General features: G+C 66.0%; 13 protein-coding genes and 1 tRNA gene. 5 read left to right on the top strand and 9 right to left on the bottom strand.

Annotation, left to right across the window (positions count from 1 at the left end):
• Positions 1-2 precede the first annotated feature (2 nt).
• The 3 genes from E4A48_RS19635 to E4A48_RS21370 form a co-directional block, all read right to left on the bottom strand.
• Positions 3-968, bottom strand: coding sequence for an IS1595 family transposase (locus tag E4A48_RS19635; protein WP_142743014.1), 966 nt, complete (start codon positions 966-968; stop codon positions 3-5).
• 190 nt (positions 969-1,158) lie between these two features.
• Positions 1,159-2,121, bottom strand: coding sequence for an IS1595 family transposase (locus E4A48_RS19630; RefSeq protein ID WP_058197255.1), 963 nt, complete (start codon positions 2,119-2,121; stop codon positions 1,159-1,161).
• A gap of 144 nt (positions 2,122-2,265) precedes the next feature.
• Positions 2,266-2,583, bottom strand: a complete 318-nt coding sequence (locus E4A48_RS21370; RefSeq protein WP_260608006.1) for a PIN domain-containing protein — start codon at positions 2,581-2,583, stop codon at positions 2,266-2,268.
• A gap of 148 nt (positions 2,584-2,731) precedes the next feature.
• Here E4A48_RS21370 and E4A48_RS19620 point away from each other — a divergent pair, with 148 nt between their 5' ends.
• From E4A48_RS19620 to E4A48_RS19610, 3 genes are read left to right on the top strand one after another with little or no spacing between them, the layout of a single operon-like run.
• The gene (locus tag E4A48_RS19620; RefSeq protein ID WP_053045952.1) at positions 2,732-2,920 is read left to right on the top strand and encodes a plasmid-related protein; all 189 of its coding nucleotides are present in this window, start codon (positions 2,732-2,734) and stop codon (positions 2,918-2,920) included.
• A gap of 2 nt (positions 2,921-2,922) precedes the next feature.
• Positions 2,923-4,503, top strand: a complete 1,581-nt coding sequence (locus E4A48_RS19615; RefSeq protein WP_260608005.1) for an Eco57I restriction-modification methylase domain-containing protein — start codon at positions 2,923-2,925, stop codon at positions 4,501-4,503.
• Complete coding sequence (locus tag E4A48_RS19610) at positions 4,500-5,417, top strand: XamI family restriction endonuclease (protein WP_142743012.1); 918 nt, start codon at positions 4,500-4,502, stop codon at positions 5,415-5,417. The genes E4A48_RS19615 and E4A48_RS19610 overlap by 4 nt, the downstream gene beginning before the upstream one ends.
• Before the next feature lie 260 nt (positions 5,418-5,677).
• Here E4A48_RS19610 and E4A48_RS20690 read toward each other — a convergent pair whose 3' ends face one another.
• The 6 genes from E4A48_RS20690 to E4A48_RS21680 all read right to left on the bottom strand — a co-directional run bounded on the left by E4A48_RS20690 (position 5,678) and on the right by E4A48_RS21680 (position 15,672).
• Positions 5,678-5,854, bottom strand: a complete 177-nt coding sequence (locus E4A48_RS20690) for a hypothetical protein (protein WP_185910684.1) — start codon at positions 5,852-5,854, stop codon at positions 5,678-5,680.
• Between the two features lie 86 nt (positions 5,855-5,940).
• Positions 5,941-6,016, bottom strand: a tRNA-Ile gene (locus E4A48_RS19605).
• 380 nt (positions 6,017-6,396) lie between these two features.
• On the bottom strand, positions 6,397-8,583 hold the full coding sequence (gene glgB / locus E4A48_RS19600; protein WP_142743011.1) for a 1,4-alpha-glucan branching protein GlgB: 2,187 nt from the start codon (positions 8,581-8,583) through the stop codon (positions 6,397-6,399).
• Positions 8,580-11,939: a maltose alpha-D-glucosyltransferase gene (gene treS / locus E4A48_RS19595; RefSeq protein WP_039009009.1), complete on the bottom strand. Its 3,360-nt coding sequence runs from the start codon at positions 11,937-11,939 to the stop codon at positions 8,580-8,582. The genes glgB and treS overlap by 4 nt, the downstream gene beginning before the upstream one ends.
• Entirely contained in the window at positions 11,936-15,070 is a 3,135-nt protein-coding gene (locus tag E4A48_RS19590) for a maltotransferase domain-containing protein (protein ID WP_142743010.1), read from the bottom strand. Before E4A48_RS19590 ends, treS begins: the two co-directional genes overlap by 4 nt.
• 458 nt (positions 15,071-15,528) lie before the next feature.
• Positions 15,529-15,672 carry a glycoside hydrolase domain-containing protein gene (locus E4A48_RS21680; protein ID WP_409976355.1) on the bottom strand — a complete coding sequence of 48 codons (144 nt, stop codon included), beginning with the start codon at positions 15,670-15,672 and terminating at the stop codon, positions 15,529-15,531.
• 59 nt (positions 15,673-15,731) lie between these two features.
• Here E4A48_RS21680 and E4A48_RS19580 point away from each other — a divergent pair, with 59 nt between their 5' ends.
• Together E4A48_RS19580 and E4A48_RS19575 are read left to right on the top strand one after the other, a co-directional pair.
• On the top strand, positions 15,732-16,781 hold the full coding sequence (locus E4A48_RS19580) for a LacI family DNA-binding transcriptional regulator (protein WP_039006165.1): 1,050 nt from the start codon (positions 15,732-15,734) through the stop codon (positions 16,779-16,781).
• Entirely contained in the window at positions 16,778-18,082 is a 1,305-nt protein-coding gene (locus E4A48_RS19575) for a sugar MFS transporter (RefSeq protein ID WP_142743009.1), read from the top strand. Before E4A48_RS19580 ends, E4A48_RS19575 begins: the two co-directional genes overlap by 4 nt.
• Positions 18,083-18,162 lie beyond the last annotated feature (80 nt).

The raw sequence follows: 18,162 nt of genomic DNA, 5'->3' as shown, positions 1-18,162 counted from the left end.
GACTAGCACGCTACTTCAGCCGAAAAGACCGGGACAGCGCGCAAACGAGATTCGGGCCATGGCTTGATCCGGGCTGCGGCCACCAGCAGTCGCGGCACCAGGGCCGCCAGATCAAAGCGCCGGTTGAACCGCCATTGCGTCTCGGCCAGATAGCGATGCGCATACTTGGTGAACTTGAAGGCGTGATACGCCCCGTCCAGTGACCGCTTCAGATTGGACAGCACCACGTTGACCCAGCGGGCGTTGGCTTCCTCGCAACGGCTCCGGCCACTTCCCTCGATCACTGTATGGGCATGCTCAGCCTCCAGGACCCGGAAAGCGCCCAGTCCGTCGCTATACACGTCAGCCCCCGGCCGCAACCGCCGCTCGATCCAATCGGCCAGCGCCGCCTTGGTGAAGCCCGGCACAGGATCGATCACCGCCTGCCGTGGACGACCGTCCTGCGTGGTCTCCACGGCAATGACAAAAGGGCGCTTGTTCTCCGAACCTCTGCCCGCCTTGACGCCGTTGCGTTCCCCGCCCAGATAGGCATCATCCAGTTGCACCACGCCGCCGAGTTTGCGCCCTGCTTCTCGTTCGTCCATGGCCTGCATCAGCTTGTGCTTCATCCGCCAGGCGGCCGGATAGCTCACCCCAAGGTGCCGCATCAACTCCAAAGCCGACAGGTTGGTCTTGCTCTGGCCCAGCAGATACATCGCCAGCAGCCAGGTCCTCAAGGGCAGCCGGCTGTGCTCGAACACCGTCCCCGACCGCAGGCTGCTTTGATGGCGGCACTGCGAACACTGCCAGTAAGCCTGTTCATACCGGTAAAACTTGCTGCAACGTTTGGCTGCACAGCGCGGGCAGGTGAACCCGTCCGGCCAGCGGGCGGCTTCCAGCGCTTGCTCGCATTGCACTTCACTGCCGTAACGCGCCAAAAATCCTGGCAGCGACAGCCCTGCCTGGAACTGGACACGGTTCATTGCCATGATCGCTTGCCTGCTTGATGTGACCGAACGCCACTGTGCAGACACGCCCGCTCATCTCTTGCGACTGGGCTGAAGTAGCGTGCTAATCAGTAAGGATTATGAGTTTGTCGTCTACACGCTATGCTCAGGAAAACTGAGCATAAGACAACGTAAGCAGCAGAACAAAGAAGTACCTGATTAGCCCCGACTCTCAGCCATGAAAATTGCTCGCTGCACGTAAAACCGGCTCTGGGCATGGTGTGGATTGCATCATGGCCGTGGCAAGTCGTGGCAGCATCTCGCGCAAGCGGAATCGACGATTAAAACGATAGGCCGCTTCTCCCAGGTAACGCCTTGCGTATTTGCCTTGCGCGATGGCGTGATACACGCCACTGATGGCGCGTTTGAGATTGCCCAGCACCACGTTGAGCCAACGTGCACCGGCCGTTTCGGTCGCGGCACGACCACCGCCAGTGTCCAGCGTGGTGTGCGCGTGGCCGGCGTCTTCTAGCCGGCGCAAGCAGGCCAGCCCATCGGTGTAGACCTCGCATTCGGGCGCCAAGCGACGGGCAATCCAGTCCTGCAGCGAGGTGTTATCGAAGCTGCGCACCGGCTCGATCACCACAAAGCGCGGCGCGGTGAAGGTGGCATCGGTCTGCACCGCAATCAGGAACGCTTGTTTGTTCTCTGATCCGCGTCCGGCCTTGCCACCGTTACGCTCGCCGCCGAGATAGGCATCGTCGATCTGCACGAAACCCGCCAGTTTCCGCATGGATTCGCGCTCGGCCATAACCTGCATGATCTTGTGTTTCATCCGCCAGGCCGTCTTGTAGTTGACGCCCAGATGCCGCATCAACTCCAGCGCGGCCATGTTGGTTTTGGTCGAGGTCAGCAGGTGCAACGCCAGCATCCAGGTGCGCAGCGGCAGTTTGGTGCCTTCGAACATCGTGCCAGCGATCAGGCTGGTCTGATGCCGGCACGCGCTGCATTGGTAGTAGATCGCAGCACCCCGCTTGAAACGCGACCGCGCCCGTCCAGCACAGGATGGGCAGCGAAATCCCTGCGGCCAGCGCCACTTGTAGAGCGCGCGATAGCACTTGGCCTGGGTGCCGTAGGACGCGAAGAACTCAGACATCGACAATCCAGCTTGGAACTGCACGGCATTGATGCTCATCAGGCCACCTCGTTGGCTTCAGGTGACAGCAGCATCCACCCAGCGCGGCGCAGATCCTGCGACAGGCAGCTGAAGGTCAGGGCTAATCAGGAAGAAGTAAGCTACGACAATAGTTTAGCGCAGCTTGGCGAAGGCAAGGAAAACTCAGCTCTGTACCGCTGACGTACCGCTATCGGAACTATCTTGAACCCGTAGGCGTTCATGGCGATTGCTTCCACGGGTGACGATGTTCACTCCCGTCGGCTTGAAATCAGCCGCGTTACGCATGACCACGGCCATGCCGTGCACCAATGCCGTCACCGCGATGAGTTCGTCGCGCTCGCCGCGCCTGTCTGGAGCATGCAGGCGGGCGCAGCACTGCGCCGCAGCGGCATCGATAGGCCACCTTCGTACCGAGAACTCGAGTGGCGCGAGCGAGGTGATGGTCAGCGATGATGATCTGTACTGCGTTGGTTCGCTCAATTGGTTGAGCGCCTGGCAAGACATGCAACAGGCGCAAGCTAACTTGCTGTAATTAAATCACTTTTATTTATTCCTGCCGATCCTCGGTAACGGTTGCGCCTGGTGAAAATGGATACACACTGTGTATCCATTGTGCTAACCTCAATGAATGTCGCTCAAAGACTCCGGGATGCGAATCAGGGTGGAAAAAGAGCTGCGCGATGCATTCGTGCAGGCTTGCCGTGCCCAAGATCGGCCCGCTGCCGATGTCCTTCGGGACTTCATGCGGGCCTTCACGGAGAAGCAGCTACACGGCCGGGCAGAGCTGTTCACCGGCACCAATAGAAAGCAGAAATGAGCATGCAGACAGAACAAGAGCTAGTCGCGCTGTGCCTGGCCCTGATCAAGGACCAAGACAGCCTGTCTGCGGCCGAAAAGAAGCTCACAAAGACCACTCCGGTGTCGGCTCTCAAGCCCCGGGAGATCGATACGATCCGCAAGGCGATCGCGCGCGGGGCTGACCCACTCGGCGAAGCGTTCTCTTCGATCCGCTCGGCCACCGAGCGCCGCGCGGCAGGAGCCGTCTACACGCCTGCACCGATCGTGCGCTCAATGATGACATGGTTGGCCGCCCAAGGCTCGCCAGCACGGATCGTTGATCCGGGCGCGGGTTCGGGTCGCTTTATCCTGGCAGCAGGCGAAGCATTCCCGGATGCGCAGCTTGTCGCCGTCGAGATGGACCCACTCGCGGCGCTTATGCTGCGTGCGAATCTGAGCGCACGTGGCTGGACAGATCGAGCGACGGTGATGGTCAAGGACTATCGGGAGGTCAAGCTACCGCGCTGCGCTGGCATAACAGCGTTCATCGGCAATCCGCCATATGTACGGCATCATGACATCGGCGAAGATTGGAAGGCCTGGTACGCCTCGAACTTCGCTGGTTACGGCATCAAGGCAAGTGCCCTCGCTGGCCTGCATTTGCATTTCTTCCTGCAAACCAGGCTGCTGGCCAAGGCTGGCGATGTTGGCGCATTCATTACCTCGGCGGAGTGGATGGATGTCAACTATGGTTCTGCGCTGCGTAGGCTTCTGCTCGACGAGCTAGGTGGCATCGCCCTGCACGTCCTTGAGCCGACTGTCGAAGCCTTCCCCGGCACAGCAACGACAGCAGCGATCGCATGCTTCCGCGTGGGTGAAACGGCCCGCCCCGTGCGTGTCCGCTTCATTGACGAGTTGACCAACCTCAACGGATTGACGAAGGGGACCGACATCCCCCGTGAGCAACTGCAAGCTGCTTCGCGTTGGTCAATCATCGTTCGTCCCTCAGCACCAGCCATGGCCGGTGACATCGAGCTTGGTGAGCTGTTCCGCGTGCATCGTGGCCAAGTGACAGGCGCAAATGGCATCTGGATTGCTGGCGAGCACGCGCAGGGCTTGCCCGATCGGGTGAAGATGCCCGCCGTCACCAAGGCTAAGGATTTGATCCAGGCAGGCGCACACCTGAACTCGGCCGAGGTTTTGCGCCGTGTGATTGACCTACCGACCGATCTGGACGACTTCACGAAGGAAGAGCGGCGGCGTATCAGTTCCTTCCTGTCGTGGGCGAAGCTCCACGGGGCAGATCAAAGCTATATCGCGCAGCATCGACGCGCCTGGTGGTCTGTTGGCCTCAAGGCCCCGGCGCCGATACTTTGCACCTATATGGCCCGCAGGCCCCCTCAGTTCACGCTTAATGCATGCGACGCGCGGCACATCAACATCGCCCATGGCCTATACCCTCGCGAGCCGCTGGCCGCTGGCATAATGGCCAGCCTGGTGACGTGGCTCAACAAAAACATCAACACGGGAAGCGGCAGAACATATGCCGGTGGCTTGACCAAGTTCGAGCCCAAGGAGATTGAGCGTCTGCGCATCCCAAGTCTGGAAAACCTGCACGCATGACGAGTGCGCCTCCACGGTGGACAACCGCCGAGCTTGCCGAAGACGCGGCCACTTCTGCCGCACAGTTCCGCACTGAGCGGCTGGCGGTCACTGACTCTTGGGGCACGCACTACAACCAAGCACGCGGCAAGTTCGAGCTGCTTTTCAAGAAGTTGAGCGACCTCAATCCGAAAGCGATCACAGATGACAACCTCGCCGAGGCTTATGGTCTAGGTCTTGGTGAGGCGCTTCGCTACTTGGCTGGCCCACCTATCTCAGACGACGATTTGCAGGTCATTGCTGATGTCGAGTCGATCGCGCCTGGCGTCTTGAAGAAAAATGCCGAAGCACTGCGCAAGGTGTTCGGCGTGATCGAGCGGGTGATCGATCCGCACCGCTTCCCGTGGATGGAAACTGGTGGGATGCCTACAGAACAGCAACGCGAGGCGGCGCTACTTGCCTCTTCGGTGCTCCTGGCCGCGCAGCGCATCGCTACCGAGCGACGCAACGAGGGCAAGGACAACCAAGAGACGATGGTGAAGGACTACCTTCGCACCCTTGGCTTCACCGAAGCCCCGGCGGCGGCAATAAATACTATCGTCAAGGGACCACAGGCCATGCAGTTCTGTGCAGAGTGTCAGCTCGGGGAGCGTAAGGCCGATGTTGTCGTGCGGCTGCACGACACGCGCCTAATGGCGATCGAGTGCAAGGTATCCAACAGCTCAACCAACAGCGTGAAACGTTTGAACAACGACGCGGCAGTCAAGGCCGAGTACTGGATTAAGCAGTTCGGCACCGCGCAAGTGGTGCCGTCCGCTGCGCTCGCTGGTGTCTTCAAGGTACTGAACCTCGAACAGGCGCAGACGCGAGGCCTTTCCCTGTTCTGGTCGCACGATCTCGAAAAGCTCGGTTTGTTTATCGAATCCACAAAATGATGGCAGGGAAGGAAGGCGCACGGCGCCCGTAGGGCACAAGGCTGGGGTGGCCTGGAACGCAGTGGCTTGCCGCCAGTCCCGCAGGACTAAGCGCGAAGCCGGGGCGCCGACACGAATGTAGTGATTGAATGTGATCCCAGCAGATTTTGAGGGTCGGCAGGGACTCGTGCAAAAATAATAGCCAAAGTGAACTAACTCGCTGTCAATAAAGGTTCTTACACGAATCTCTGCCGACTCTCTATATCGGCTGAACCCCATCATCAGGCGTACGCCGCTTCAAGTACCTGGTCGAGGTTGGTGATGCATTCAAGCATCTGCCGGACTATAGCCGCGTCGAACTCCTCTACCCGATCCTCTTCGTGGGTTCCCTTATTCAGATTGTTCCACTCGATCTTGTGTTTCTGGCCATGGCTCAGGATTTCGGCAAGGTGTGGCACCGCGTCTCTACTTCCCGGACTGTACCGAAAATGTACCTTTGGCCTCTCTCTTAAGATGAGACGCGTCAGCAAATCATTGATTTTACTGGTGGGCCCACCAGGATTCGAACCTGGAACCAAAGGATTATGAGTCCTCTGCTCTAACCGTTGAGCTATAGGCCCGGACGCGTCCGGAGCGGGCGGGCGATGCGTTGGCCGCCGGCTTGGCGCCTCTGGCGTGCATGCAGAGGAAGGCGCCGAGGCGGCGTGAGTTTAGCGTCCGCGGTGGGGCTGTGTCTTCCCGGGATTGTCGACACGCGTCTTGTCTACGTGGGGCTAGTGGCACAGGCCGCACCGGAAAGAACCCTCAGCAGTCTCCTGCGGGGAGGCTTCAGCCCCGACAGCGGGTCAGGAGAGCGCGTCGTGGCTGAAGCCCCTCCCACAACAGCCCGTCCTCCGGAGCAGGCGATTGTCCCTATCGCCCGCCCTCTGACCGTCGGCGCTCATCAGCAGATCGCATCGACGGCCGATGCGACGCCGTTAGTCGCCCAAGCACCCTCCCCTCACTCCTCCAACCCCAACACCAGCACGCCCAGCGGCGGGATGGTCAGCGCCAGCGAGGTCGGATGCCCATGGGCACCGACGGCTTCGGTGCGCACACTGCCGCCGTTGCCGGTGTTGCTGCCGCCGTAGATCTCGGCATCGGAGTTCAGCAGTTCGCGCCAGCGGCCGCCGCGGGGTACGCCGATGCGGTAGCCGTGGTGCACCAGCGGGGTGAGGTTGGCCACCACCAGCATCGGGGCGTCGCTGCCCTGGGCGGTGCGCAGGTAGGCGTACAGGCTGTTGCCGGCGTCGTCGCCGATGATCCAGGCGAAGCCGTCGGGGTCGTCGTCGCGGGCGTGCAGCGCGGGGTGGTCGGCGTAGAGGCGGTTGAGGTCGCGGACCAGGCGCTGGATGCCGCGGTGGCGTGGGTCGTCGAGTAGGTGCCAGGGCAGTGCGGCGTCGTGGTTCCACTCGGTGGGCTGGGCGATTTCGCAGCCCATGAACAGCAATTTGCGCCCGGGGTGGGTGTACATGAAGCCCAGGTACGCGCGCAGGTTGGCGAAGCGCTGCCAGTCGTCGCCGGGCATGCGCCCGAGCAGGGAGCGCTTGCCGTGCACCACTTCGTCGTGGGAGATGGGCAGCATGAAGCGCTCGGAATACGCGTAGACCATGCTGAAGGTCAGTTCGCCGTGGTGGTAGCGGCGGTAGATGGGGTCCAGTTCGATGTAGTGCAGGCTGTCGTGCATCCAGCCCATGTTCCATTTGTAATTGAAGCCCAATCCGCCGTGCGCCAGGTCGGCGGTGACGCCGGGCCAGGCGGTGGATTCTTCGGCGATGGTGATGGCGCCGGGCGCGTGTTCGGCCACGACCTGGTTGAGCCGGCGCAGGAAGGCGATGGTCTCGTAGTTCTCGCGGCCGCCGTGGATGTTGGGCACCCACTCGCCGGCATCGCGGCTGTAGTCGCGATAGAGCATGGAGGCGACGGCGTCCACGCGCAGGCCGTCGACATGGTAGCGCTGCAGGAATTCCAGGGCGCTGGCGATCAGGAAGCCGGAGACTTCGCGCCGGCCGTGGTTGTAGATCAGGGTGTTCCAGTCGCGGTGGAAGCCTTCGCGCGGGTCGGCGTGTTCGTACAGCGAGGTGCCGTCGAAATGGGCCAGGCCATGCGCGTCGGTGGGGAAATGCGCCGGCACCCAGTCGACGATGACGCCGATGTCTTCGCGGTGGCAGCGATCGACGAAGCGGGCGAAGCCGTCGGGCGAGCCGAAGCGCGCGGTGGGCGCGAACAGGCCCAGCGGCTGGTAGCCCCAGGAGCCGCCGAACGGGTGTTCGGTGACCGGCATCAGTTCGATATGGGTGAAGCCCATGTCGGCGACATAGGGAATCAGGCGGTCGGCCAGGGCGTCCCAGTCGAGCATGCTGCCGTCGTCGGCGTGCATCCACGAGCCGGCGTGGATCTCGTACACGCTCAGCGGTGCGCTGGGGCTGTGGCGGCGCGCGCGCGCAGCCATCCAGGCGTCGTCGCGCCACTGGTACGGGGTGGGATCGGCCACGATGGAGGCGGTGCCGGGCGCCAGTTCGGCGCGGCGCGCGACCGGGTCGGCCTTGGCCGGCAGGTCTTCGCCGCGCGGGCCGCGCAGGGCGTACTTGTAGTGCGCGCCGGCTTCCACGCCCGGTACGAACAGTTCCCAGACGCCGGCCTGGTGGCGCAGGCGCATCGGGTGGCGGCGCGCGTCCCAGGTGTTGAAATCGCCGATCACCGCCACGCGGGTGGCGTTGGGCGCCCACACCGCGAAGCGGGTGCCGCGCACGCCATCGACTTCGACCACGTTGGCGCCGAGCGCGTCGGCCAGTTGCAGGTGGTGGCCTTCGGATATCAGGTGCAGGTCGAAATCGCTGAGTTGCGGGCCGAACGCGTAGGCGTCCTCGGTGTCCTGCTCGCCGCCGGGCCAGCGGATGCGCAGCCGGTAGCGGCTGTCGTCGGGCAACGTGGCGGCGAAGAAGCCGGGGCTGGCGCCTTCCTGCAGCGGCACTTCGCGGCCGTCGTCGAGCACCGCGGTGACCGCTTCGGCGCCGGGCAGGTGGCTGCGCAGCACGCGCGCGTCGCCGATGCGGTGCGCACCGAGCACGGCGAACGGATCGCCGTGGCGGGCGTTGGCGAACGCACGCAGCGTTGCCTCGTCCCAGGTGTGGCCGACATCAGTCATTGCATCGCCTCCTCGGGCGCGGGAAAGCGTTCGAGTATGCGCAGCAGTCCCTGTATCGGCACCATGATCCAGGCCGGGCGGTTGGCGGCCTCGTAACGAATTTCATAGCTGGCCTTCTCGATCAGGAACAACAGGGTGGTGGTGTCGAAGGCGGCGGGCGCCACCCACGGGTGCGGGCTGGCGTCGAGCACTTCGCGGTAGGCGGCCAGGAAGGTGGCGCTGGCGCGGCGGCGGAACGCGGACAGGAAGGCGTCCAGCACGGTGTCCAGGCCGACCCCGGCGCGCGCCGCGGTGCCCTCTTCGCCGCGTGCGGAGACTTCGCTGGCGTAGTCGAGCGAGCGCAGGAAGCCGGCCACGTCGTGCAACGGGCTGGCCTTGGCGCGGCGCGCGTCCAGCGACTTGGCCGGCTCGCCTTCGAAGTCGATCAGCACCACGTCGTCGAACGCGACCAGGATCTGGCCGAGGTGGAAATCGCCGTGCACGCGGGTCAGCAACGCGCCGGCGAGCAAGGCCGGCGCCTGCCGCAGCCAGGCGTCCAGGCGCGGGCGTTGCGCGAGCAAGGCATCCACGGTCGCGCGGTCGGCGGCATCCTCGCTGCTCTCGCGATGCGCGGACACGGTGTCCCACATCGCCTGCACCTCGTGCTCGACGCGGGCGACCACCTGCTGCGCGGCGGCGGTATCCACCGGCTGCGGCGCGAATGCGGCGGCGTCGGTGGGCTGGGCCAGCACGTCGTGCAGTTCGGCCAGGCGCCGCCCGACCACGGCGGCGAAGGCGTCGTAGCCGGCCACGCTCTCCTCGCGCGCGGCATCGTCCTGCGCGGCGGCGTATTCCTCGGCGCCGCGCGCCAGGTGATCCAGGGTCCAGCGCCAGGCATCGCCCTGGTTGCGCACGAAGCCCTGCAGCAGGGCCAGCGTGGTTTCCACGCCCTGCGCATCGACCCGGGTGACGTGGCCGAACAAGGGCGCGGCATTGGCGTAACCGATCGCGGTCAGCCGCTCGCCGAGTTCGATCTCGGGATTGGCGCCGGCACAGACGCGGCGCAGCAGCTTGAACACCGCCTTGTCGCCGACGATCAGCGAGCTGTTGCTCTGTTCTGCCGACAACCAGCGGATCTCGGCATCGTCGGCGATTTCGACGGTGGCCAGTGCCGGCGTGGCACAGAAGCGAATCTGTTCGGGCGCGGCATCGACCCCGGTGTGGGTCTCGCCATCGACCGACAGCACCGTGCCGGCGCGCAATGCGGCAAGCGTGGTGCGGGTCAGCGATTTCAGCGCAAAGCCGTCGGTCAGATAACCGACTTCGCGGCCATGCCGCACCCGCGCCAACGCCAGCTGTTCGGCGAGCACGCTGGGTTGTTCGCGGTCCCAGACGATGCCCAGCGGCAGCATGTAGCGCTCGTAGTTGCCGTGGTCCAGTTCCGCTTCGATCTCCAGCATGGTCAATGCATCGGTGCCGGGCAGCGTGGTGCGGCGGGCGATGCGCACGCTGCGCAGCGTGCGGTCCTTGGCCGCGAACCAGCGCCGCGTGGACAGCCACGCCGGCAGGATGTCACGCTCCAGCGTGCCCCGGTGCGGCAGCAGCGCGTCGGCATCGGCCGCGCCGCGCAGCACCAGGGTCTGGTAGTCGGGCAGCGGCATCGGCGTGGGCACGTGCCAGTCCGGCAGCGTGGCGTTGCCGACCAGCTGGAACGCGTAGAAGCCGAACGCCGGCACGGTGAGCAGGTAGGTCAGGCGCCCGATCGGCGGGAAGCTGCCGCCGCCGATGATGTCCACCGGCACCCGGCCTTCGAATTCGGACAGGTCCAGTTCCACCGCCTGCAGCGTGTGCGACAGGTTGGCCACGCACAGCACGGTCTCGTCCTCGTGGCAGCGCAGGTAGGCGAGCAGGCGGCGGTTGCCGGGATACAGGAAGCGCAACGTACCGCGGCCGAAGGCGCGGTAGCGCTTGCGCACCGACAGGATGCGCCGGGTCCAGGTCAGCAGCGAATGCTGGTCGCGCTGCTGCGCTTCGACGTTGACCGCCTGGAAGCCGTACAGCGGATCCATGATCGGCGGCAACACCAGCGCGGCCGGATCGGCGCGCGAGAAGCCGCCATTGCGGTCGATCGACCATTGCATCGGCGTGCGCACGCCGTCGCGGTCGCCGAGGTGGATGTTGTCGCCCATGCCGATCTCGTCGCCGTAGTACAGCACCGGCGTGCCGGGCATGCTCAGCAGCAGCGAGGTCATCAGTTCGATGCGGCGGCGGTCGCGTTCGAGCAGCGGCGCCAGGCGCCGGCGGATGCCTAAATTGATGCGCGCGCGGCGGTCGGCGGCGTAGGTCTGCCACAGGTAGTCGCGCTCCGAGTCGGTGACCATTTCCAGGGTCAGTTCGTCGTGGTTGCGCAGGAAGATCGCCCACTGGCAGCTCTCCGGGATTTCCGGGGTCTGGCGCATGATGTCGGTGATCGGGAAGCGGTCCTCGCGCGCGATCGCCATGTACATGCGCGGCATCAACGGGAAGTGGAACGCCATGTGGCATTCGTCGGCGTTTTCGCCGAAATACTGCTGGGTGTCTTCCGGCCACATGTTGGCCTCGGCCAGCAGCATGCGGTCGGGATATTCGGCGTCCAGCGTGGCGCGGATGCGGCGCAGGATGGCGTGGGTCTCGGGCAGGTTCTCGTTGGAGGTGCCGTCGCGCTCGATCAGGTACGGCACCGCGTCCAGGCGCAGGCCGTCCACGCCCAGGTCGAGCCAGAAGCGCATCACTTCCAGCACCGCTTCCAGCACCGCCGGGTTGTCGAAGTTCAGGTCGGGCTGGTGCGAGTAGAACCGGTGCCAGAAGTATTGCCCGGCGACCGGGTCCCAGGTCCAGTTGGAGTTCTCGGTGTCGCAGAAGATGATGCGGGTGCCGGCGTAATCCTGGTCGCTGTCGGACCACACGTAGAAGTCGCGCTCCGGCGAGCCGGCCGGCGCATTGCGTGCGCGCTGGAACCAGGAATGCTGGTCCGAGGTGTGGTTGATCACCAGTTCGGTGACCACGCGGATGCCGCGCGCATGCGCCTGTGCCACCAGCCGTTCGAAGTCGGCGATGCTGCCGTAATCCGGGTGCACCGCCATGTATTCGGCGATGTCGTAGCCGTCGTCGCGGCGCGGGCTGGGATAGAACGGCAGCAGCCAGATGGTGTCCACGCCGAGGTCGGCGATGTAGTCGAGTTTGGAGATCAGGCCGGGGAAATCGCCGATGCCGTCGTCGTTGGAGTCGAAGAACGACTTGACGTGCACCTGGTAGATGATCGCGTCCTTGTACCAGAGCGCGTCGCGCACCAGCGGGCTTGCCTCGCTGTCGGCGGACAATGCAACTGCAGCATTCATGAAGTGGCTCCGGCGCGCAGACGCCATAGGGAAAACGGCCGCGACGGATCGAGGCGAATGGTGTGCTGCTTGCCGTGCCAGGCGAAGGCGTGGCCGTCCCACAGGTCCTGCACGGCGACGCTGGCGTGGTCGGGCAGGCCCAGTTCCCACAGCGGCACTTCGATCTGCACCTCCTGCGCGGCGTACGGGTCCAGGCTGATCGCCACCAGCACCAGGCTGCGGCTGCGCGCCAGGTGCGCGTCGTCGAGGAACTTGCCGAAATACAGCACCTGGTCGTTGTGCGCGAGATAGAAGCGCGTGCCCAGATGCGACTGCAGTTCCGGGTGCTGGCGGCGCAGCAGGTTGAGGCGGGTGATCTCGTCGACGATGTCGCCGGGCGCGCGCTCGGGCCACACGCGCAGCTGGTACTTCTCCGAATCCAGGTAGTCCTCCTTGCCCGGCGCCAGCGGCGTGGCCTCGCACAGTTCGAAGCCCTGGTACATGCCCCACAGGCCCGACAGCGTGGTCGCCAGCGCGGCGCGGATCAGGTGGCCGCCGCGGCCGCTCTGTTGCAGGAACACCGGATTGATGTCCGGGGTGTTGACGAAGAAATGCGGGCGGAAGCACTCGCGCGGCGTGCCGGCGTTGAGTTCTTCGATGTAGTCCTGCAGTTCGGCCTTGTGCTGGCGCCAGGTGAAGTAGGTATAGGACTGCGAGAAGCCGACCTTGGCCAGCCGGTACATCGGCTTGGGCCGGGTGAAGGCTTCGGACAGGAACACCACCTGCGGATGGCGGCCGCGTACCTCGGCGATCAGCCACTCCCAGAACGGGAACGGCTTGGTGTGCGGGTTGTCGACGCGGAACAGGTGCACACCTTCGTTGATCCAGAACAGCACCGCGTCGCGCAGCGCGTTCCACAGCTCCGGCACCGCGCCGCCGGCGTAGAAATCGACGTTGACGATGTCCTGGTATTTCTTCGGCGGATTCTCCGCGTACGGGATCGAGCCGTCGGCGCGCCAGGTGAACCAGTCCGGATGCTCGCGCAGCCACGGATGGTCCGGCGCGCACTGGATCGCGAAATCCAGCGCCAGTTCCAGGCCCTGCGCGGCGGCGGCGGTACGCAGCCGGCGGAAGCCGTCCAGCCCGCCGAGTTCGGCATGCACCTCGGTGTGCCCGCCGTCGGCCGAGCCGATCGCGTACGGGCTGCCGGGTTCGCCCGGCTGCGCGGTGACCGCGTTGTTGCGGCCCTTGCGGTTCTTTTCGCCGATCGGATGGATCGGCGGCATGTACAGCACGTCGAAGCCCATCGCACGGATATGCGGCAAACGCGCGATGACGTCGTCGAAGGTGCCGTGGCGCGCGAGGTCGCCGCTCTGCGAACGCGGGAACAGCTCGTACCAGCTGGAGAAATGCGCGCCGCGGCGCTCGGCCTCGACGCGAAAGGTCATCGGGTATTCGGTGCGGAACGGCTTGTCGTCGGCGCGCGCCATGGCCTCGGCGGTGCCGGGTTCGAGCAGGATTTCCGCGCGCGCCGAGGGGTCGTCGCTGCGGGTGATGCGGGCGAGGATCGCCTTCAGTCGCGCGTTCAAGGCGCCGCGGCTGCGCGCGCGCGCGGCCTCGACCTGGGCCAGCGCTTCCTGCACGTCCACTGCCAGCAGGGTGCCGGCGGCGCGCTTCTTTTCCAGGTCGGCATGGGTGGTGGCGAAGATGTCGCGCCACGCTTCGATGCGGAATTCGTAACGGCCCAGCCGTTCCAGCGGGAACTCGCCGCGCCAGCGGTCGTTGCCCAGCGCGCGCATCGGCGCAGTGGACCAGGTGCGTGCGTCGGCGGCACGCCACAGCAACGCCACCGCGACGCGGTCGTGGCCGTCACAGAACGCATCGGCTTCCACGCAGATGCGATCGCCGACGGTGCGCTTGACCGGGAAGCGGCCGTCGTCCACCGAAGGCGTCACCGCTTCGATGCAGATCCGCGCCGCAGCGGCGGCGACATCGGCCGGCGTTCGGGCGCGGGCGGCGGCCAGCACCGGACGCGCCGGCACGCTGCGGTAGACCCGCACTTCGCCCGCTTCCAGGGTGCCGCCCTGGTCGCCCTGGATCGGCTCGCCCTGGTCGCTGAGCAAGGCCTCGCTGTCGCCGAGCAGGCGCAGCAGCGCCGCGCCGGGTACCGGCAACAGATGGTCGCGATCGCTGTTGAGCAGCACCAGCCAGTGCGCGGCGCCGAGCGGTTCGACCGCGACTGCGGTCAGCGCGCCATCGCGCAGCAAGGGACGCAGGCGCAGATCGTGTGTGGTCTCGACCGGGATGGTCGGCGCTTCGTCGGCATCGGTGTCGGTCGGTGCAGGCAAGGCCGTGGGTTCGGCGATCGCCCAGGCATCGCCGAACGCGGCGGCCAGCCGCACGCGCTGCGTGCGCTGCAGCGGCGGTGGCGCATCCGAAGGCGCATCGGGATCGATCGTGGCGATGACGCGATGCGCCAGGCTGCGCAGCGCCACGTCCTCGTCGAAGAACCAGCTGCCGCGTCCATCCCACCAGGCCAGCGACGAGAACGCCGCATCGAAGCCGGCGCCGCGCAGGCTGCGCAGGGCAGCCAGGCCCAGGCCAGGGGTCCAGGCCAGGAACGCCGCCGCCGGCACCTGGGTCTGCACCTCGGCGATCAAGCTGCGCCACAGCGTGGCCGGCACGCGCTGCGGCTGCAGCACGCGGAAGCCGGCCAGGCCGCGGCGCAGCCAATCGCGCAGGCGCACGCTCCACCATTGCGCCAGACCCGCGCCTTCCTCGGCGTAAGCGAAACGGCCCTCGGCGATGTCCGGCGCGGCACGCTGCGCGCGCGGATCCGGCAGCGCCGAGGTGCGCGCGCGGAACCAGTGCGGATGTTCCTCCAGCAGGCGGCTGCCGCCGCCGATCTCGTCGATGCGCAGATCGACCAGCAGCTTCAGGCCGTGCTGCTGCGCCAGCGCCAGCCACTGCTGCAGTTGCGCGTCGCCAGCGGCATCGTCGGCGGCCGGGTCCGCCAGCCGCCCTTGCGGATCCTGCGCGAACGGATTGGGCAACACGACATGGTCGCAGCCATTGGCCTGTGCGGCCGCCATGGCCGCCTCCAGCGCGGCCGGATCGAGGTTGCTCAAGGGGGACAGCAGGCAGACATGCATTCGGAGATCCCGTTCGTCGTCAATGAGGAGTGCACGATCCAGACCGCTGCGTTCGCCGGCGGCTGCACGGATCGGCCGTCGCACAGGACGGAAACGGAATGCGCCTGCACGGTGTGCGATATCCGCAATCGGAGGTGGCACCGTGACGCCAATGCCGCTCGACGCGATACGACAGCGCCACAAGACCACAGCGGATGCCAATGAAATGTGTTCATGGCATTAAATACGCACATACATTTTCGGGTCGCGAACGCCGGCCGATCGGCCGTCATAACGCCGTTGCAGCATGACGCCATGGGCGTTCGCGGGGATACCATGTGTCCCACCGATGCGGTGCCAACGTTTTAACGTCACCCTGCGTTCACGCGCCGGTCACGTCCCAGCGAACGGCCGTTGAGGCCGACGCTGCCGATGTAGGGAGGCGCGTCGTCCAGGCCGTTGGCGACGCTGCTGAAGCGCTAGCCGTTGGGCAGGGCCAGGGTCGCGTGCGGCAGGAACGGGCGGCCGAGGATGGACGGGTTGCTGGCCGGCGCCACCGGGTAGAAATCCAGCGCGGTGCACCTGGACCAGGCCGACGTCCGCCCCAGATTGCTGCACTGCAAAATGCTTAGCGGATCACAACGGCGCAGGATGGGCGGCCTTTTGAACCGATCTAATTGCCGTGCCGTCGTCCCCCGCCGACAAACGCGTCACCGTGTCCGACATCGCCGCCGCCTGCGGCCTGTCGCGGGCGACCGTATCGCTGGTACTGCGCAACAGCCCGCTGGTGCACGCACACACGCGTGCGCGGGTGGCGGCGGAGATCGCGCGGCAGGGCTACGTCTACCACCGCGGCGCGGCCAGCCTGCGCGGACGCGCCTCCAACGCGGTGGCGCTGGTGGTCAACGACCTGGCCAATCCGTTCTTCGCCGAATTCGCCGGCGGCGTAGACGCGGCACTGGCCGAGGCCGGCTACGTGATGCTGATGGGCAGCACCGGCGAATCGCCGGAGCGCCAGCACAGCGTGCTGGCCTCGCTGATCGAGCATCAGCCGGCGGCGCTGATCCTGTCGCCGACCGAGAACACCGACGCGGCGCGGCTGCGCCAGTTGCTCGGCACGCGTCTGCCGGTGCTGCTGTTCAATCGCGCCCTGGACGGCGACTGGCCGCTGCTGGCGCTGGACAACCGCCGCGGCGCGCGCCTGGCCACCGAGCACCTGCTGGCGCTGGGCCACCGTGCAATCGCATTCTTCGGCGGCCACCGCCAGTCCAGTTCCTGCGCCGAGCGCCGCGCCGGCTACCGCGACGCGCTGGCCGCTGCCGGCATCGCTGCCGATCCGGCCTGGCTGATCGAATGCGCGCCGACCCGGCTGGACGCCGCGCGCCAAGCCGGCGCGCTGTGCGCGCGCGATCCGCTGCCGACCGCCCTGGTCTGCTACAACGACGTGGTTGCGTTGGGCATGGCCAGCGGCCTGGCCGAACGCGGCCGCCGTGCCGGCCACAACTACGCGCTGATCGGCTTCGACGACATCGCCGAAGCCGCAGTCGCCAGCCCGCCACTGTCCACCGTCGCCGTCGCCCCGCGCGAACGCGGCACGCAGGCCGCGCAACTGGTGCTGGACGCATTGCGCCAGCAACAGAGGCTGCCTGCGCTTACCATCGCCCCGGCCCGGCTGTGCCTGCGTGCCAGCAGCCGGGTCGCCCTATCGTCCGTTCCCGGAGTCGCTGCATGAACCGTCGCCCGCTGTCCAACACCGCCGCCATCGCGGTGGTCAGCATGATCTTCTTCACCTGGGGCGGCCTGACCAGCCTCAACGATGTGCTGATCCCGCATCTGAAAGCCGTGTTCCAGATGAACTACACGCAGTCGATGCTGATCCAGTTCACTTTCTTCAGCACTTACTTCCTGATGTCGCTGCCGGCCGGCGCGGTGGTGGCGCGGGTCGGCTACAAGGCCAGCATCGTCATCGGCCTGGTGATCGCGGCGATCGGCGCGATGATGTTCTACCCGGCGGCGCGGCTGCCGTCGTATCCGCTGTTCCTGACCGCGCTGTTCGTGCTGGCCAGCGGCATCACCCTGCTGCAGGTGGCGGCCAATCCGTACATCAGCCTGATCGGCGAACCGAGCAAGGCGCCGAGCCGGCTCAACTTCGCGCAGGCGCTGAATTCGCTGGGCACCACATTGTTCCCACTGCTGATCGGCCCGCTGATCCTGGCCACCGCGGTGCTGTCGGCCGACAAGATCGCGGCGATGAGCGCGCTCGAACAGACGGCCTATCGCGGCGCGCAGGCGCAATCGGTGCAGGTGCCGTACCTGCTGCTGGCCGGCGGCCTGTTGCTGCTGGCGGTGTTCGTGCTGGTGATGCGCATCCCGTCGCTGCGCGAGGACGACGCCGGCAACACCGAGTCGCAGCACAGCTTCGGCGATGCGCTGCGCCAGTCGCACCTGCTGTGGGGCGTGGTGGCGATCTTCATGTACGTCGGCGCGGAAGTGTCGATCGGCAGCTTCCTGATCAACTACATTTCCGGCCCGACCACCGGCGGCCTGACCGAAGCCACCGCCAGCCGCTACCTGGCGTTCTACTGGGGTGGCGCGATGGTCGGCCGCTTCGCCGGCGCCGCGCTGCTGCAGGTGATCCCGGCGCGCAGGCTGCTGGCGGCTTTCGCCGGTGTCGCCTCGCTGCTGCTGATCGTGACCATGATCAGCAGCGGCCACGTGGCAATGTGGAGCGTGATCGCGATCGGCCTGTTCAACTCGATCATGTTCCCGACCATCTTCACCGTGGCCATCGAACGCCTCGGCCCGCTGACCAGCAAGGCCTCGAGCCTGCTGATCATGGGCATCGTCGGCGGCGCGCTGGTGCCGCTGGCGCAGGGCGCGCTGGCCGACGTGGTCGGCATCCAGCACGCCTTCGTGATCCCGCTGCTGTGCTACGCCTACATCATCTGGTACGGCCTGCGCGGCTCGCGGCTGTCGGCCAATCTGCCGGCCGAGGTACCGGGTGCCAGGCCGGTAGCGCGCGCGATGCATTGATGCATGAGATGGCACGGCGGCACGTTGCCGCCGTGCCTGCGCTCGGCTGTTCTCCTCCCTCCCCCACACACGACTCCTAG

It is taken from the genome of Xanthomonas translucens pv. cerealis (assembly GCF_006838285.1).
Lineage (GTDB): Bacteria > Pseudomonadota > Gammaproteobacteria > Xanthomonadales > Xanthomonadaceae > Xanthomonas_A > Xanthomonas_A cerealis.
This window is presented reverse-complemented; position numbering and strand designations above follow the sequence as displayed.

What these genes read in the sequence shown, in the direction of transcription:
- E4A48_RS19635 (WP_142743014.1), bottom strand. Translation starts at nt 968, where the DNA reads ATGGCAATGAACCGTGTCCAGTTCCAGGCAGGGCTGTCGCTGCCAGGA.
- E4A48_RS19630 (WP_058197255.1), bottom strand. Translation starts at nt 2,121, where the DNA reads ATGAGCATCAATGCCGTGCAGTTCCAAGCTGGATTGTCGATGTCTGAG.
- E4A48_RS19620 (WP_053045952.1), top strand. Translation starts at nt 2,732, where the DNA reads ATGTCGCTCAAAGACTCCGGGATGCGAATCAGGGTGGAAAAAGAGCTG.
- E4A48_RS19615 (WP_260608005.1), top strand. Translation starts at nt 2,923, where the DNA reads ATGCAGACAGAACAAGAGCTAGTCGCGCTGTGCCTGGCCCTGATCAAG.
- E4A48_RS19610 (WP_142743012.1), top strand. Translation starts at nt 4,500, where the DNA reads ATGACGAGTGCGCCTCCACGGTGGACAACCGCCGAGCTTGCCGAAGAC.
- glgB (WP_142743011.1), bottom strand. Translation starts at nt 8,583, where the DNA reads ATGACTGATGTCGGCCACACCTGGGACGAGGCAACGCTGCGTGCGTTC.
- treS (WP_039009009.1), bottom strand. Translation starts at nt 11,939, where the DNA reads ATGAATGCTGCAGTTGCATTGTCCGCCGACAGCGAGGCAAGCCCGCTG.
- E4A48_RS19590 (WP_142743010.1), bottom strand. Translation starts at nt 15,070, where the DNA reads ATGCATGTCTGCCTGCTGTCCCCCTTGAGCAACCTCGATCCGGCCGCG.
- E4A48_RS19575 (WP_142743009.1), top strand. Translation starts at nt 16,778, where the DNA reads ATGAACCGTCGCCCGCTGTCCAACACCGCCGCCATCGCGGTGGTCAGC.